The organism is Microcoleus vaginatus HSN003, from assembly GCF_022701255.1.
In the GTDB taxonomy this organism is placed as follows: domain Bacteria; phylum Cyanobacteriota; class Cyanobacteriia; order Cyanobacteriales; family Microcoleaceae; genus Microcoleus; species Microcoleus vaginatus_B.
This window is the reverse complement of record NZ_CP031705.1, coordinates 4132892-4147840: the sequence shown is the minus strand read 5'-3', so window position 1 is coordinate 4147840 and position 14949 is coordinate 4132892. Positions and strand designations below refer to the sequence as shown.

The 14949-nt window shown below is 46.8% G+C and carries 16 protein-coding genes and 1 pseudogene; 9 read left to right on the top strand and 8 right to left on the bottom strand.

Annotated elements, in window-relative coordinates; translation table 11 throughout:
• Positions 1-11: 11 nt before the first annotated feature.
• From D0A37_RS18040 to D0A37_RS18025, 4 genes are all read left to right on the top strand, one after another.
• The gene (locus tag D0A37_RS18040; protein ID WP_242716381.1) at positions 12-395 is read left to right on the top strand and encodes a hypothetical protein; all 384 of its coding nucleotides are present in this window, start codon (positions 12-14) and stop codon (positions 393-395) included.
• Positions 396-570: 175 nt separating this feature from the next.
• Positions 571-936, top strand: coding sequence for a DUF4087 domain-containing protein (locus tag D0A37_RS18035; protein WP_242716380.1), 366 nt, complete (start codon positions 571-573; stop codon positions 934-936).
• A 37-nt stretch (positions 937-973) separates the two neighbouring features.
• Positions 974-2422, top strand: coding sequence for a RecQ family ATP-dependent DNA helicase (locus D0A37_RS18030; protein ID WP_242716379.1), 1449 nt, complete (start codon positions 974-976; stop codon positions 2420-2422).
• A gap of 195 nt (positions 2423-2617) precedes the next feature.
• Positions 2618-3580, top strand: a complete 963-nt coding sequence (locus D0A37_RS18025) for an RluA family pseudouridine synthase (protein WP_242716378.1) — start codon at positions 2618-2620, stop codon at positions 3578-3580.
• A 53-nt stretch (positions 3581-3633) separates the two neighbouring features.
• On the opposite strand, the gene D0A37_RS18020 is transcribed toward D0A37_RS18025, so the two are convergent.
• On the bottom strand, positions 3634-4671 hold the full coding sequence (locus D0A37_RS18020; protein ID WP_242716376.1) for a protein-L-isoaspartate O-methyltransferase family protein: 1038 nt from the start codon (positions 4669-4671) through the stop codon (positions 3634-3636).
• Positions 4672-4709: 38 nt separating this feature from the next.
• Between D0A37_RS18020 and D0A37_RS29505 the strand changes: the two are divergent.
• Positions 4710-4847 (top strand): annotated as a pseudogene (locus tag D0A37_RS29505) (RluA family pseudouridine synthase); the annotation flags it as partial.
• Positions 4848-5095: 248 nt separating this feature from the next.
• Here the strand turns inward: D0A37_RS29505 and D0A37_RS18015 are convergent.
• Positions 5096-5953 carry an NERD domain-containing protein gene (locus tag D0A37_RS18015; RefSeq protein WP_242716374.1) on the bottom strand — a complete coding sequence of 286 codons (858 nt, stop codon included), beginning with the start codon at positions 5951-5953 and terminating at the stop codon, positions 5096-5098.
• 142 nt (positions 5954-6095) lie between these two features.
• Entirely contained in the window at positions 6096-6854 is a 759-nt protein-coding gene (locus D0A37_RS18010) for a phycobilisome rod-core linker polypeptide (RefSeq protein ID WP_242716372.1), read from the bottom strand.
• Positions 6855-6980: 126 nt separating this feature from the next.
• On the opposite strand from D0A37_RS18010, the gene D0A37_RS18005 reads away from it, so the two are divergent.
• Complete coding sequence (locus D0A37_RS18005) at positions 6981-7262, top strand: hypothetical protein (protein ID WP_242716370.1); 282 nt, start codon at positions 6981-6983, stop codon at positions 7260-7262.
• A gap of 23 nt (positions 7263-7285) precedes the next feature.
• Here the strand turns inward: D0A37_RS18005 and D0A37_RS18000 are convergent, their stop codons facing one another.
• Positions 7286-7882, bottom strand: coding sequence for a phycobiliprotein lyase (locus D0A37_RS18000; RefSeq protein WP_242716367.1), 597 nt, complete (start codon positions 7880-7882; stop codon positions 7286-7288).
• A gap of 228 nt (positions 7883-8110) precedes the next feature.
• On the opposite strand from D0A37_RS18000, the gene D0A37_RS17995 reads away from it, so the two are divergent.
• On the top strand, positions 8111-8281 hold the full coding sequence (locus D0A37_RS17995) for an NblA/ycf18 family protein (RefSeq protein WP_242716365.1): 171 nt from the start codon (positions 8111-8113) through the stop codon (positions 8279-8281).
• Between the two features lie 231 nt (positions 8282-8512).
• Here the strand turns inward: D0A37_RS17995 and pstB are convergent, their stop codons facing one another.
• From pstB to pstS, 4 genes are all read right to left on the bottom strand, one after another.
• On the bottom strand, positions 8513-9313 hold the full coding sequence (gene pstB / locus D0A37_RS17990; protein ID WP_242725602.1) for a phosphate ABC transporter ATP-binding protein PstB: 801 nt from the start codon (positions 9311-9313) through the stop codon (positions 8513-8515).
• Positions 9314-9441: 128 nt separating this feature from the next.
• Positions 9442-10335, bottom strand: a complete 894-nt coding sequence (pstA, locus tag D0A37_RS17985) for a phosphate ABC transporter permease PstA (RefSeq protein WP_242716363.1) — start codon at positions 10333-10335, stop codon at positions 9442-9444.
• Between the two features lie 34 nt (positions 10336-10369).
• Entirely contained in the window at positions 10370-11326 is a 957-nt protein-coding gene (gene pstC / locus D0A37_RS17980; RefSeq protein WP_242716361.1) for a phosphate ABC transporter permease subunit PstC, read from the bottom strand.
• Between the two features lie 715 nt (positions 11327-12041).
• Positions 12042-13217: a phosphate ABC transporter substrate-binding protein PstS gene (gene pstS / locus D0A37_RS17975; protein ID WP_242725599.1), complete on the bottom strand. Its 1176-nt coding sequence runs from the start codon at positions 13215-13217 to the stop codon at positions 12042-12044.
• Positions 13218-13599: 382 nt separating this feature from the next.
• Here pstS and D0A37_RS17970 point away from each other — a divergent pair, with 382 nt between their 5' ends.
• Entirely contained in the window at positions 13600-14178 is a 579-nt protein-coding gene (locus D0A37_RS17970; protein WP_006635529.1) for a biotin transporter BioY, read from the top strand.
• Positions 14179-14424: 246 nt separating this feature from the next.
• Positions 14425-14940 carry a signal peptidase II gene (gene lspA / locus D0A37_RS17965; protein WP_242716359.1) on the top strand — a complete coding sequence of 172 codons (516 nt, stop codon included), beginning with the start codon at positions 14425-14427 and terminating at the stop codon, positions 14938-14940.
• The last annotated feature ends 9 nt before the right edge of the window (positions 14941-14949 follow it).

Below are 14949 nucleotides of genomic sequence, written 5' to 3'. Positions count from 1 at the left end.
AACATCAAGCAATGCTTACTGAAATTTTTCCCTTTAGTTTTGCCATAGACGCAACTGCGATCGCCGGTGCGTCCTTATGGTCTTTGGCCCTGTACTGGGGCCTGTCCCCCCTGACAGAATGGGTAATCCTGCAACTCAACCGCTGGATGAATTTTGCCGAGAGATCCCTCTACACCTCCGAAACCGAGTTTGAAAGAACCCGCCAAGCCAGAGAAGCCCAAAATGCGTTTTACGCTTCGCTGTTGAGCATTCTGCCCTTTTTGATTGTGGGCGGATTGTGTAATTGGGGCGTTGAATTGTCTCTGGGCACTGGTTGGGCGGTATCTATGGGTACGATCGCCTGTATTGGCGGCGGCGTTTACGAACTCGGCCGCCGTGACGGCGAGGAGTCTTAGGGGATTTTAGATTTTAGATTTTGGACAGGACTTACGCGCAGGTAGTTAGAAACCTGGTTTTTGCGACAATATTTCGTTGTCACCCGCAGATTCGCTAAAAAACCCGGTTTCTGTTTCTTTTCTGGAAGCGCGTAATTCCTGTATGATTGTCGCTCAAAAATTAGGATGTAAAGCTATGAAACTAAAGTGGTTGATACCTGCAATTATCTCATCTTTTTCGATCGTTGTTATTCCTGCGAAAGCGGCTGAAACCAGGTGCGGATGGTTAATAAATCCCACCCCTGCTAATTGGTATCTCAAAGACAAAGATGCTCAGTGGACTATCTCGGCGCAAGGTGGATATCAAGCCGGAGGAATGAACAATATTCCTCCTTTTAACGACGATGAATATGTCAAAACTAATGTTAATTATGGATATGGCTGTGCTTGTTTAAATGTGGTGACAGATAGAAATCGAATGAGAATTACCACGATACAAGGTGGTGAACAATTACCACTCTCGACTTGTCGAAAAGATCCGAATTTGCCAAAAATTCGTTAGTTGTGGCGAAACCATACAATTTTTTTAACTCCGTCAAATGAACTTTCAACCCGAACCAACATCATTAAATCAAGCCCGCGCCGCCTTCCAAAAAATCTGGGGATACGACGACTTTCGGCCACCCCAAGGAGAAATCGTCGGTAGTTTATTAGCCGGAAAAGATACAATTATAATTATGCCGACAGGTGGTGGCAAATCAATCTGCTTTCAACTGCCAGCTTTGTTACAAACAGGCTTAACCTTGGTAGTTTCGCCGTTAGTCGCACTGATGGAAAATCAAGTGCAAGAATTGCGCGATCGCAATCTCCCCGCTTCCCTCCTCCACAGTCAATTGCCAACAGCGCAGCGCCGACAAACTATGCAATCGCTGCAACAAAACAAATTAAGATTGCTGTACCTGTCTCCCGAAACATTACTCAGCAAACCTGTTTGGGAAATTATCAGTCAGCCACACATCCAAATCAACGGTTTAATATTAGATGAAGCTCACTGTTTAGTGCAGTGGGGCGATACATTCCGACCAGCTTACCGTCGTTTGGGAACAGTGCGGCCGGCTTTGTTGAAAGCTAAACCAGCAAACAGTAAAATTGCGATCGCAGCTTTCACCGCTACCGCCAACCCCGACGCACAGCAGACAATCAAAAACGTTTTGCAACTGCAAAAACCCGAAGCATTTCTGCTAAGTCCCTACCGTTCTAACCTGCACCTGCAAGTGCAGACTGTCTGGACGCCCAGAGGACGCAAGCAGCAGTTATTAAATTTTATCAAAGCTCGACCAAAACAAGCAGGTTTAGTCTATGTCCGCACTAGAAAAGATAGCGAGAACTTGGCGGATTTGTTGAAAGAAGCAGGTTATGAAACAGCAGCATATCATGCAGGTTTAAGTCCAGAATCACGACGAAAAATAGAAAAAGCTTGGCTGAACAATGACCTTAAATTTGTGACTTGTACCTCAGCATTCGGGATGGGAATTAACAAGCCAGATGTCCGGTGGGTTGTTCACTTTCAAGCACCTTTGCTATTATCGGAATACATTCAGGAAATTGGTAGAGGCGGACGCGACGGCAAATCGGCGATCGCCCTGACATTGATTAGCGAACCGACGGGTTTGCTTTATCCCGAAGATAAACAAAGAAAGGAATTTTTTCAAGAGAAATTGCGATCGCAATACCGAGAAGCTCAGCAATTAGCCAAAAAACTGCCAGTTAAAGGTGATATAGAAGCTGTTTCCCGCGAATTTCCCGAAAGCGAACTCGCCCTTTCAATCTTGCACAGCAGCGGACAATTAACATGGCAAGATCCTTTTAATTATGCGATCAATAAATCTCCCCAGCAAAAAGCCGCAAAATCCAACTTTACCGCAGCGGAAGAAATGGCCAAATATCTCAAACATCGCGAGTGCAGGTGGCAATTTTTACTGCAAGCTTTTGGGTTTGCAAATGAGGCGAAATCTATGCAGTGCGGCCACTGCGATAATTGTCGATAGAAAAGACGATTATACTCAAACGACTTAACCACCCCGACCAAAGAAACCGGATTTTTTACCCAGTCGGCGGGCCCAAAGGAAGTATTGCGGTGAAAAAAACCGGTTTCTCGCTACCCGTGCGATCGCGAACTAACTCACAGATGTTATGATGAGGATATTTGCTTTACACACTTGGCAAAAAATAGTAAAAAGTAAATGATAGAAACAGACACTGCGGCACAGATTTACACAGTAGAAAATACAGAGGAATTCGATCGCAGTAATGTCAATCAGCGATTAGATATTTGGCTGTCAAACCAGATACCGGACTTATCCCGATCGCGAATCCAAACCCTCATATCACAAGGCAACGTCAAAGTCAACGACGAAACCTGCACCTCGAAAAAAATATCAGTAAAAACGGGCGATCGCATCCACCTCACATTACCCGAAGCCCAGCCCACTTCCTTGCAGGCCGAAGCAATCCCCCTCGACATTCTCTACGAAGACGACAGCCTAATTATCATCAACAAACCAGCCGGATTAGTCGTCCACCCAGCCGCCGGACACCAAGACGGTACATTAGTCAACGCTCTCTTAGCTCACTGTCCCCTAGCAGAAATAGGCGGAGTTCAGCGGCCGGGAATCGTGCACAGATTAGACAAAGATACAACAGGTGCGATCGCGATCGCCAAAACCGACATCGCGCACCAACACCTGCAAGCCCAACTGAAAGCCAAAACCGCCCGCCGCGAATATTTAGGCATAGTTTACGGCGCTCCCAACACCGAAACAGGCACAATAGACCTACCCATCGGACGGCATCCCACAGACCGCAAAAAAATGGCAGTAGTACCAGTAGAAAAAGGCGGTCGCCCCGCAGTTACTCACTGGACAATCAAAGAAAGAATCGGCAACTATTGCTTAATGCACTATCAATTAGAAACCGGCCGCACTCATCAAATTCGCGTGCATACAGCGGAAATAAAACATCCGATTGTGGGCGACCCGATGTACAGTTCCAACCGTTCCATCGGCGTCAATTTAACTGGACAAGCCCTCCACGCATGGCGGCTGACATTGCAGCATCCCGTAACAGGAGAATTAATAGAGGCGATCGCACCTTTGCCCGATCAATTCAACACCCTGTTAAAAATCTTGCGCCTCCGCCGTTTATAGTAAGGACTTCACTCCTATCTTTTTTTATTGAGAAAGAAGGACTAAACTCCTTACTACAGCGTTACCCCTACTTGATAGCCGCACTGAACATAATTTAAAACAGGTCGCAACTGCTCAAAACCCGGTCGCCCACTGGCGCGCCAACTCGAAATCCAGTCTGAAACCTTTACTGCCGCCTCGCGTTCCCCTGCCACAGCATAACCTTCGCCGCGCCGAGACAGCAAAGCAAGACTTCCAGGTTGACTGCAGCCAATAGCTGGTCCGAGAGTGTGTGTATATGCAGTTGTCAGATTTTCTGGATAGGTAGCCAAGAAGTAAGCGCGCAAAGCTTCCACATCCTCATCGGGGTAGAGAGGGCTGTCCTGGTGTGAAGCTACTTGCATCAACTCAAGGATTTGTTCTGCTTCCCCCCTCTGTTGTTCTTGCCGCAACCACTCAGCACTAGCCCAGATTACATCTGTCTCCGTTTCAGCGTTTTCTATCTTAATTTCAGCCTTAATGTCGGCATCTTGAGGATAAGCATACCAACGAGTTAAGGGTTTGTCTGTCAAGGGGACAAATGCCCCAGGAATTACTCGTTCTCCAACCAGGTTTTTATTGGTATCTAGACGCACCAGCGCGATCGCCGTAGTATTAGGTAATTGTCTTAATCGGACAGGTGTAACAATTAACCCGTCTGGACATAATTGTTCAATCCAGGTTTTTGGGAGTATATCGGCAGTTGCCCAAACAATAATGCGGTCAAAAGGTGCTTCTGTTGAGTAGCCCTCTCGGCCATCTGCCACCACAACTTTTACATTAGCTAAATTATTTTTGGCGAATAAACTGCTGGCACGTTTAACCAGATTTGAGTCTACATCCAAAGAGACGACAAAGCCGTCAGAGCCAACAAGGTGAGCCAACAAAGCCGTACTGTAACCTGAACCCGTCCCCACTTCCAAAACCCTCGCACCTGGCGGAACCTGTAAAAGCCGTAATGCAGCAGCAATAACTCTTGGAGAAGAAGTTTGGGGAATCTGTTGCCCATCTGGCTCTAAAACATAGGCATCCATCACAACATCCGTCAAGGCATAATCCACTGCATCGCTCATGGTTTTTCTCTCACTTAAAATATGTTGCTGTATCTCTTTTAACCGGACAAGCCCTCCACGGATAGCGGCTACAATTGCAGCATCCCGTAACTGGAGAATTAATAGAGGCGATCGCACCTTTACCCGATCAATTCAACACCCTGCTAAAAATATTGCGGTTACGGGCTAATATTTGATAATTGGTATAGCCGTCGCCAAAGCTGTTATGACAACTCGCCATCAGGCGTTGAGAATTTTATCTACTTTGATTGCTTTGTTCAACATTCCCTCCAGGATATTGTTTCTACCTTAACTTTTTTTAATAGCACAAGTGTCACTTAGATGCTAGTGCAAGTCTGGGATGGTAATGCTCTGTGCAAATTTGTTGGTGTCCAACATATTGATGTAGCCGTTGTTCTCATTTCTCCCACTTTTATCTACTCCTCTAGGTGCGATCGAGTTCTTGCAACCCTGACACCAGATTGCCCAGTTCCATGACGTAAGCACCCCTAATCTTCTTTGTGTTGCTAAAACTCACCTTGGCATCGCTAAATACAACTACTGGAGTGACCTTGGTTAACTTCTTAGCTTTTTTGATAGCCGTGACTTCTTTGGCAATCTGTGCCAGAAAGTCTTTCTCAAAATCTCTCAATTTCCCGTAAGATAGACGCTTGAGCACATCCCCATCCAACAGAACTACGGTTGAGTGAGACTTCACATCAAGGATAAAATTGACTCCTTTAGGCGATCGCAGCCACACATCGATATCGCCTACTTGCGGCAATCTTAAGTTGTACTCAGCTATCCATCCAGATTGGATTAGGGACTCCAAAACTTGCTGAATCTTTTCTTCACCACAGGCCCCTTGGTCAAATCTCTGAGACGACTTCCAAAACGTTTTCCCCTCCCCAATCAACGGAAGGGCTATTAATGCCCCTATCAAAAGAGCCGCGACCAAAAATAAAGGAGCAAAAGGTGCTACCCCGTATACCAGCAGTGGCAACAACATCAACCCTGTTGCGGCACCGTACTTGTATAAGGCTTTGGTACGAAGCTGTTTAGCATGGCGGCGCAATGGTTTTCCAGCATCTTCGTTATATTGCGGCTGCATCAATGCACCTCTGCACTTATAGTTGACCCTGAGAAAAAGTCGAATTATTTTTCTTCCTTCTTCCCTCTTCCCTCTTCCTTCTTCCTCCTTCCTTCTTCCCTCTTCCTTCTTCCCTCTTCCCTCTTCCCTCTTCCCTCTTCCTTCTTCCTTCTTCCCTCTTCCTTCTTCCTTCTTCCTTCTTCCTAATGACAAAAAATTATGAGTCCTGAGTTTTGGATTCCAAGTTTAGCAAAAAACTCAAACCTCAAAACTCAAGACTCAAAACTCTCTCAGCCTAAAAGCCGATCGATTCAGTCGATCGCCCGACACAAATAATTGCATCAGACAGCATCAATTACCGGCGACGGGGAACCATCGAGTCGATATTGATATTAGCCAGAGGCACGCGCTGCGGCGGAGTAGTAGGAATGGGCATATTGCGCGCCATACCCAAATAGTTCGACGGATCGCCAGCCTTGGGCTGCTGTTCTTGAGGAACAAAACGGCGGACACTTGTCTGCCAGATGATTTGCGGGAAGCCAAGCTGCGAACGGTGGTACTCACCGTAGCGGGGCGTTTTCAAGTTGAAAGGAGTATCCCCTCCAACTCGCTGAGGCAAAATTCGGCGCTGCTGGTAAGGTATGGTATCGTAGCCGAACTTTTCCAGGTACTCTTCGCTATTGACCAACTCGTCAATAAAGCCTTGAGGCCCCTTATTTGCTACCACGATCGACCAAGCAATCTTTTCGCGCTCGCTGTACACATCCCGGCCCAAAACGCGCTGCACGCACATTTCTACAAACCGGTAATTGCTGTTAGTTTGATAATTCCGCTCTAGGAAAGGAGCAGAAGTTGCCAAACCGCGAATAAAGTCCCGCACCGTAATTTGGCCGAACTTGAGTTGCGACTCCAAAGACTTTTGGCGGTTGCTCTTGAGGATTTGGTGTTCGCTGTAAATCTGGCGATATGCAGCCCAAATCAAATTATCCATGTCTCCAGGCGAGAGCACATTTTCAGTTGTGAAAATTCTCGGCTGCTCGTCGCCGCCTACTTCAAAACCAGCAACGCGCTGGTTTTGGCTCTTGGGGGCGTAGCTTAATAAAGGAAGCGCCACGTTAAAATCTCCGTTATCTCAAATTTCAGAAATAGTTGACACCGTGAGCTGCCAGCATAACGGATACAACTAACCAACATACAGATTAGGGGATTCCCGCAATCTAAATCTGATTTTCCTGAATTTTTGCAACAATCTGTAACATTTGTTGACTTTGGGGAAGGAAGAAGGAAGAGGGAAGAAGGAAGAGGGAAGAAGGAAGAAGGAAGAGGGAAGAAGGAAGAGGGGGGAGGGAAGAGGGGGGAGGGAAGAGGGGGGAGGGAAGAGGGGAGAGGGAAGTTATGCAGAAAGAAGGCTCGTTCCCCGGAAGCGGGCAGGAACGCCGCTCGGCGAGGCTCTGCCTCGTCAAACAGGAGGCAAACGGCTCCCGCCAAGCATTCCCAGGCAAAGCTGGGGGAACGAGCTTAAGAGCCGGGGAACGAGCTTACAAATTACCAGCCCAGAGCCGAATAAAACTCGCTGGCGGCCACTTGAGCTGCTGCGGGTTCTGATGTTGCATCCGAGTCGGGTTCGACCCGAATTTCGGTACAAAAAGTCGATGTGCTGAAACCGCCAAAGCGTTTTACCGTACTCGTCCGCATCCGCACGTTCGGATTAACAAACCAGAAACGCTCGATCGAACTCATCGTCTCGTATTCGGTAATCAGCAGCAGCCCATCCTCATCATCCATCTCAAAACGGCCAGCTACCGGCACAATTTCCGCATAGCCTCGTTCGCGCAACATCAAGCCCTGCCGGGGATTTTCAGGATCAGGGACGATCGCGAACACCGTAGACCCTTTATGATTCTCATCATCCTTATCCCACGCCATCGAGCCGTGCCAAGTCACAAAAGCCCCCCCAGCAGCCCGGCTCGGATCGACTTCGTGCATCTTGCAAATCTCCGCGACTCTCGCGTCATCCGCAGCTAGGGCTGTTACCTGAATATTTGAATCCCCAATCTCCGCTTGGCGGAAAGCGAGGTGGTGAGTGCTGCGCTGAGAACGCCACTCCCCAGCACTGCTTTGAAAAAACTCCATTGCATCCATACAAACTATCTCCTTTGGCTTAGGCTTCCCGGTCTTGACGCCTTTTTATGATAGAGCTCCCCCCACTTAGATGTACTTTTGCGACACAAATTAGTTTCAAAATGTGTACTTTGGACATATTGTCAAGGGAATGTTATGATAGTTTACAATGTAGGAGACATAACAAATCCTGCGAAACGTCATTCCGATCAATTTCGCATCAATCTCAGCAAACTGGAGGAGCGATTTATGGATATGCCTACAACCAGCCTCAGCATGGAACAGCAGTTCAAACTTCAAGTGCTGCGCGAAGAAGTCAAAAGGTTAAGCCAAGACCAAGCTCAGGAATACTTGCTCGAAGTTATGCGGCAAAACATGGTAAAAGAAAACCTGTTAAAGCATTGGATGAAGAATATGTGAACTCTTCGAGCATTTCTTCACAAAAATCACTGGCTTGTATCTGCAAAAAGTACGATCGAGCTTTTAATCATAAAATCCAGAATCCCGCTTTCTCCAAGAAAGCGGGATTCTAAATTCTGAAAAGTTTTACGCGGTTTTTTTTGTCGGTACCAGACTCAGCAAATTAAACATTTTTAGTCTCTTAGAAAGAAACTTCGTTTGGGTAACGATAGGTTAAAACCTGTCGCGGAATCAACCAAAACGGCCACTCACATAATCCAAAGTAGACTCTTCTTTCGGACTTTGGAAAATTACCTCAGTCTTGTCACACTCCACAAGATAGCCAAACCGCTTCCCATCGTCAGAAAGTTTAGCATTGAAAAAAGCAGTCAGGTCAGAAACCCGAGAAGCCTGCTGCATATTGTGAGTAACGATCACAATGGTATACTTCTCCTTGAGTTCCCGCATCAACTCCTCAATCTTAATCGTAGAAATCGGGTCAAGAGAAGCGCAAGGTTCATCCATTAACACTACATCAGGATTAATCGCGATCGCCCTAGCAATACACAAACGCTGCTGCTGGCCACCCGAAAGAGAAAAACCGCTTTGCTTCAACTTATCCTTCACCTCATCCCACAAATAAGCTTGGCTGAGCGATTTTTCAACCAGCTCATCCATATCCCCCTTATAATTGTTTACCCTCGCACCGTAAGCAATATTGTCATAAATCGACTTGGGGAAAGGATTCGGCTTTTGGAATACCATCCCAATCTTGCGGCGCACCGCCACAGCATCAATATCAGAATCGTAAAGATTTTGACCGTGGTAATCAATTCTACCCTCTAAACGAAAACCGTTAACTAAATCGTTGAGGCGGTTAAAACATCGGAGAATTGTACTTTTACCGCAGCCAGACGGCCCAATCAAGGCAGTAATGCGATTTTTAGGAATCTCCATTGAAACATTTTTAACCGCGTGAAAAGCGCCGTAAAAAATATTGATATTTTCTGTCCGTAAAACTGTTTCCGTTTGCTGGTCTAAATCCATCATCATACAGCTAACTATCCAATCGAATTTTTTTACAAAATAAGGAGAAGACGAGAGTGGGAAAGTTGGAGATGGGGAAAATCTTCCTTCTTCCTTCTTTTTACCCGGTCGCCAAGTCGAAGGGTCTTCTTCCTTCAATAAACTTTTTGGCGAGTAGCCCAGCGAGAAAGAATACTCGTCAGCAAAACCATAAGCACCAAAATCAAAGATGCCGCCCAGGCCAATTCTTTCTGTGCCTTAAAAGGAACCGTTGCAAAGTTGTACACCAAAACCGAAAGACTCGGAGTTGGCTTATCAAATCCTCCCGGCCAAAAAGGCGAATTCAGCGCCGTAAAAATCAAAGGAGCAGTTTCTCCCGCAGCGCGAGCAATTGCCAGTGTCACACCCGTTAAAATAGCTGGAATTGCCGCAGGCAAAACCACCTGCAACACCGTTTGATAATTAGAAGCACCCACACCAACCGACGCCCATCTAATATCTTGCGGGACGATTTGTAGAGCTTCGTCCGTAGTCCGCACAATCGTGGGCAACATCAGCACAGACAGCGCCGCGCCCCCTGCAATTGCCGAAAAACCTCCCATATTTACCACGAACAAACCGTAGGCAAATACCCCGGCAATAATCGAAGGAACGCCGCTGAGGACATTAGTAGCGAAGCGCACCCAGCGAGCAATTTGCCCGCTGCTGAACTCCGACAAATAAATTGCTGCCAATACACCAAACGGAACAGCAATTAAAGAAGCAATTCCTACGGTCATTAACGTACCGACAATTGCATTAGCAATACCGCCTCCCGATAGTCCGGGCGGCGGTGGCAGCTTGGTAAACAAGTCTAAATTCAGGCGATTAAAACCTTGTACCGTGACGTAGGAAAGCACTGCAAACAAAGGTAGCAGAGAGAGGGTCAGACTAGCTCCAGCTAGTACCGTCATCGCCAGATTAAACAGCGCTTGCGGGCTGTTTTTTACCTTCTTTAAACTGCCTGTTTTCGATACCAAAGGATTCTCGTCGGAGACGCTATTTGACATAAACTAAAACTATGTAGGAAATCGCGGCTAACTTCTAGTTGTACTTCGCTCTTACTTGAGAAACAATCCATTCTGCCAAAATATTAACAATCAGTGTCATAATAAACAGAATTAGCCCAGTGTACATCAGAGCTGATACTTGCAATCCCGAAGCTTCCGCAAACTGATTGGCCATCAGAGAAGCAATAGTATTTGCCGGAGCTAGCACAGAAAGACTTAACTGATTGGAATTGCCAATTAACAGAGTTGCAGCCATTGTTTCTCCCATGGCGCGACCAAGACCGAGCATGATTCCGCCGACAATGCCGGAAAAAGCCGCCGGTACGAGCACTCTAAAAATTGTTGTCCACCGAGTGGCTCCTAAACCTAGAGAGGCTTGCCGCAATTCGGGGGGGAGACTTGCCAAAGAGTCGCGGGAGATAGCAGTAATAATGGGCAAAGTCATGACTCCCAAAATTACTCCGGCTGGTAACATTCCCGGGCCAACGGGCGGGGTGCTAAAAATCGGCAGCCATCCCAAAGTGCTGTTGAGAAACTTGCCGAGACTGGTAATAATGGGAATCAATACAGCAATTCCCCACAAACCATAGACTACGCTGGGAATGGCGGCTAAAAGTTCTACTAAAAAAACCAAAGCTGTACGCACTGGCAGCGGCAAAAAATCTTCACTTAAGAAGATGGCAGTGCCTACTCCTAATGGTACAGCAATTAGGAGCGCGATCGCCGAACTGACGATCGTCCCGTAAATCATCGGCAGCGCACCGTACTCTTCCTTAACCGGATTCCAGCTACTGCTAAATAGAAATCCCAAACCGTACTGTTGAATCGCAGGTAAAGCCCTGTAAGCAACCGTGAGCGCGATTAGCAGCAAAATTACACCAACCCCTATTCCCAAAATCCGCGTCACCCAGATAAAGCCTTGGTCTAAGGACTTTTCTGCCCCAGAGCGCGATCGGCTCTCTGATTGAGCGCTGTGATTATCTGAAATCATAGAAAAAAAAACCAAATATATAGTAGCCGAAAATAGCCTGTTTCGGAAAAAGCTAGAAGGAAGCAGAAAGAAAGACCTTGACATACTCACCGAGCTCTCTTCAGCGGTGATTCTTGACACTTCATCGAGATGTGCTGGCAAGAAGCCAGTCTTACCTTCTCTCCATGTCCGTTTTAAGTCTCCCAATGCCCTATGGCGACTTTTCTGTTTTGTACGCAAGTAAAATACTTGTTTGCTTTCAGGGTTGTTTTTTCATTGCCCTTTTTGCTTCCCGTGTTTCTGATCGCAACTCTGACAGGACTTTCAACCTTGCTGTTTATTTTGGAGTATCTTAAATCCGGGCGGGTCTGTGACCATCTATATTCTAATACAAAGCCGTGCTAAAAGCACGGGGTTTTAAACCCATTTTTTTGATAAATAAAATCAAAGAGGGGCGGGTTTATTAATCCCCTGACTTTTCAACAAGTATGTCTGGTCAAACCCACCCCTACACAGATGCACCGATTGTTACATAGAAGAGGGGCGGATTTATTAATCCCCTGACTTTTTAACCAATATTTCTGGTAAAACCCGCCCCACAGAAATATCTCTCTTCGTTCTTCCTGATTTTTACCCGCACGCGCAATGCCGAAGGGCTTTTTTCCCTCTGACAACAGTCAACAGTCAACAGTCAACAGTCAACAGTCAACAGTCAACAGTCAACAGTCAACAATTACTATTGGGCAACCTCAATCTTGTAGTCAGGGCTGATGCCGTCAGCGGCCACTGCTACTTTTTCTTTAACGTTTTGGGGGAGAGGAACGTAGCCCAATTCGGAACTAACTTTTTGACCTTGATTCAAGCCGTATTCAATCATAGCCTCGATTGATTTGGCTTTGTTGGGGTCAGCAACTGTTTTGGGGACGAGCAGCCAAGTGTAGCTAACAATAGGATAAGAGTCTGCCCCTTCCGGATCGGGAATGAACGCCCGGAGATTTTCCGGTAGTACCACTGCTTCAAGGGTTTTGGCCCCCGCTGCGTCGTTGTAGACTACAAAATTGCCGGCTTTATTTTCCAGGGCAGCAAACTTGATATTGTTGTTTTTGGCGTAGCCGTACTCAATGTAGCCAAGGGCGCCAACGGTTTGTTGAATAGAAGCCGTGACACCTTCATTCCCCTTGCCACCAATCTTACCGGCAGAAGGCCACTCTACTGTCTTGCCTTCCCCTACTTTTTCTTTCCATTCTGGACTGATGGCGCTGAGGTGTTTTGTGAATACGTCTGTCGTACCGCTGCCGTCAGAACGGTGTACAACTGTGATATTTTGGTCTGGCAGCTTAGCACCCGGGTTAGCAGCAGCAATTCTGGGGTCGTTCCACTTGGTGATGTTTCCCAAGAAAATATCTGTGTAAACATCTCTCGGCAACTTCAGTTCGGGTACGTCTGGCAGGTTGTAGGCGAGGACGATGCTGCCAGCCGACATCGGCAGCAAGAGCACGCCTTTGTCCGCTGGCACCTTCCCAATTTCCTCGTCACTCATGGCGGTGTCGCTGGCTCCAAAGTCTACCGTACCTTTGGTAAACTGTTCGACTCCGGCGCCGCTGCCCACTGACTGATAATTGATCTGTAATTTGGGATTGGTTGTGTTGAAATCTTGAAACCAGCGCTGGTAAAGGGGTGCTGGGAATGACGCGCCGGCACCCGTCAGGGCTACGTCTGAGGCTAGGGCGAGTTTGGTGTTTGGTGCTGTACCGGTGGCTGCAACGGGTGATGCTGCGGTGTCGCCGGGGCTGGGGCTGCTGACTGTGTTTGTGGTCTCGCTGCGGCAAGCTGCTACACTGAGGGCGATCGCCATAGCGGAAATAGCAGTAGTCAAACGCTTTGGATTAATCAAGTTGAGACGAAAAAGCATAGGTATAAAAAATCTGCGATCGTTATATGGGTGTCCCGCATCAGCATAGCGCGCAAAAGTAAAGATTAGGTTAAGAATCTTTACACTTAATCGCAATTTAATATTAATTAATATTATTAATTAAATGATGAGCTTGACAATAGTGAGTTTATAAGATAGTGACCAGATAAAGTTGTAGGGAAACAAGCAGTCGATCGCCCGCTCGCGAAAAATTCCCCATTAAATTATCACAAGATCCAGCCTTGAGAACCAGAAAACCATACAATGGTGGTTTTTTTGACAGTAGTGCTAGTATTAAGAATTTAAAAGCTGCAGGCCTTGAAGCTTGCGTCTGACAAATGCCTTCTGCCTTACACCTTCTGACGAATGCCGTTTGATGATAATGCCTGCTCCTATTGAATTAATCTGGGCTGTTATTGGTTTGCTCCTGACGATAGGAGGCACTTTTTTGCCTGCATCTGTCACAATTCCGATCGGGTTGTGGGACGATCGAGGACTTCAGGCGTACTCTTTAGGTGTTACCTATCAAATTGGAGCCGTCTTGCTAGTAGGCTGCATGGGGGGAAAAAATGCTGCGGCTCTCTCGCAAATTGCTTATTTGGCATTAGGATTAACTTTGTGGCCAGTTTTTTCTCAAGGCGGCGGCATCGGCTATCTCAAAGAAGCGAGTTTTGGGTATTTGCTGGGTTTTGTGCCTGGTGCTTGGGTGTGTGGCTGGGTGGCTTTTAAGGTAGCTTCGCGGCTGGAATCTATGGCTTTTAGCTGTTTGTGTGGTTTGTTCACTGTTCACGCGATCGGCTTAATTTATCTAATTTTTACTTACTGGCTACCTCCGGCAAAAAAAACACCTTTATTCGATGAGATTCTTAAATATTCGGTTTATCCCCTGCCGGGACAATTGGCGGTAGTTTGTGCGATCGCAGTGCTGTCATTTACTTTACGCCGCTTGATGTTTTATTAATGGCGAAGGAAGAAGGAAGAAGGAAGAAGGAAGAAGGAAGAAGAAGGAAGGAGGAAGAAGAAGGAAGGAGGAAGAAGGAAGAGGTAACGGGTAATTGTGCAAAATAAGGTTATACTATCATTGCCCAACGGGAGAGTCATCGCTGCGGCTGAGATTGCTTTGATACACTGCATTCTGCTCGCCATGACAAGTGAGATTGGAGTAAATTCTCTCATGCCCGATGCCCCATTTTCTATTGCTTAATTCATGCGTTTTAAAAGAAATCCCTTGTTCTGGGTTGCTGCTGTTATCAGTTTAGTTTTAGACCACCTGACTAAGTTTTGGGTGGTGCAAAATTTTGACTTGACGGTTCCTCCGCAGACGCAGCCGCTGTTACCCGGGGTGTTCCACTTCACTTATGTTGTTAATACGGGTGCCGCTTTTAGTCTGTTCAGCAATGGCGGGGCGATTTGGTTGCGGTGGCTGTCTTTGGGCGTTAGTGTGGGATTGATAGTGCTGGCTTGGTTCGGGCCGCGAATTAACCGCTGGGAACAAGCTGGCTACGGTTTAATTTTGGGGGGAGCACTGGGGAACGGGATCGATCGATTTGTTTCGGGCCATGTTGTAGATTTTATCGATTTTCGGCTGATTCGGTTCCCCGTATTTAATCTAGCCGATGTTTTTATTAATGCTGGGATTATCTGTTTGCTGATTGCAACTTTTCACAGTACACCGCCTACTCCGACTACTCCGAGAACTCAGGACGATCGCGATTCTATTTAAGAGTAACTT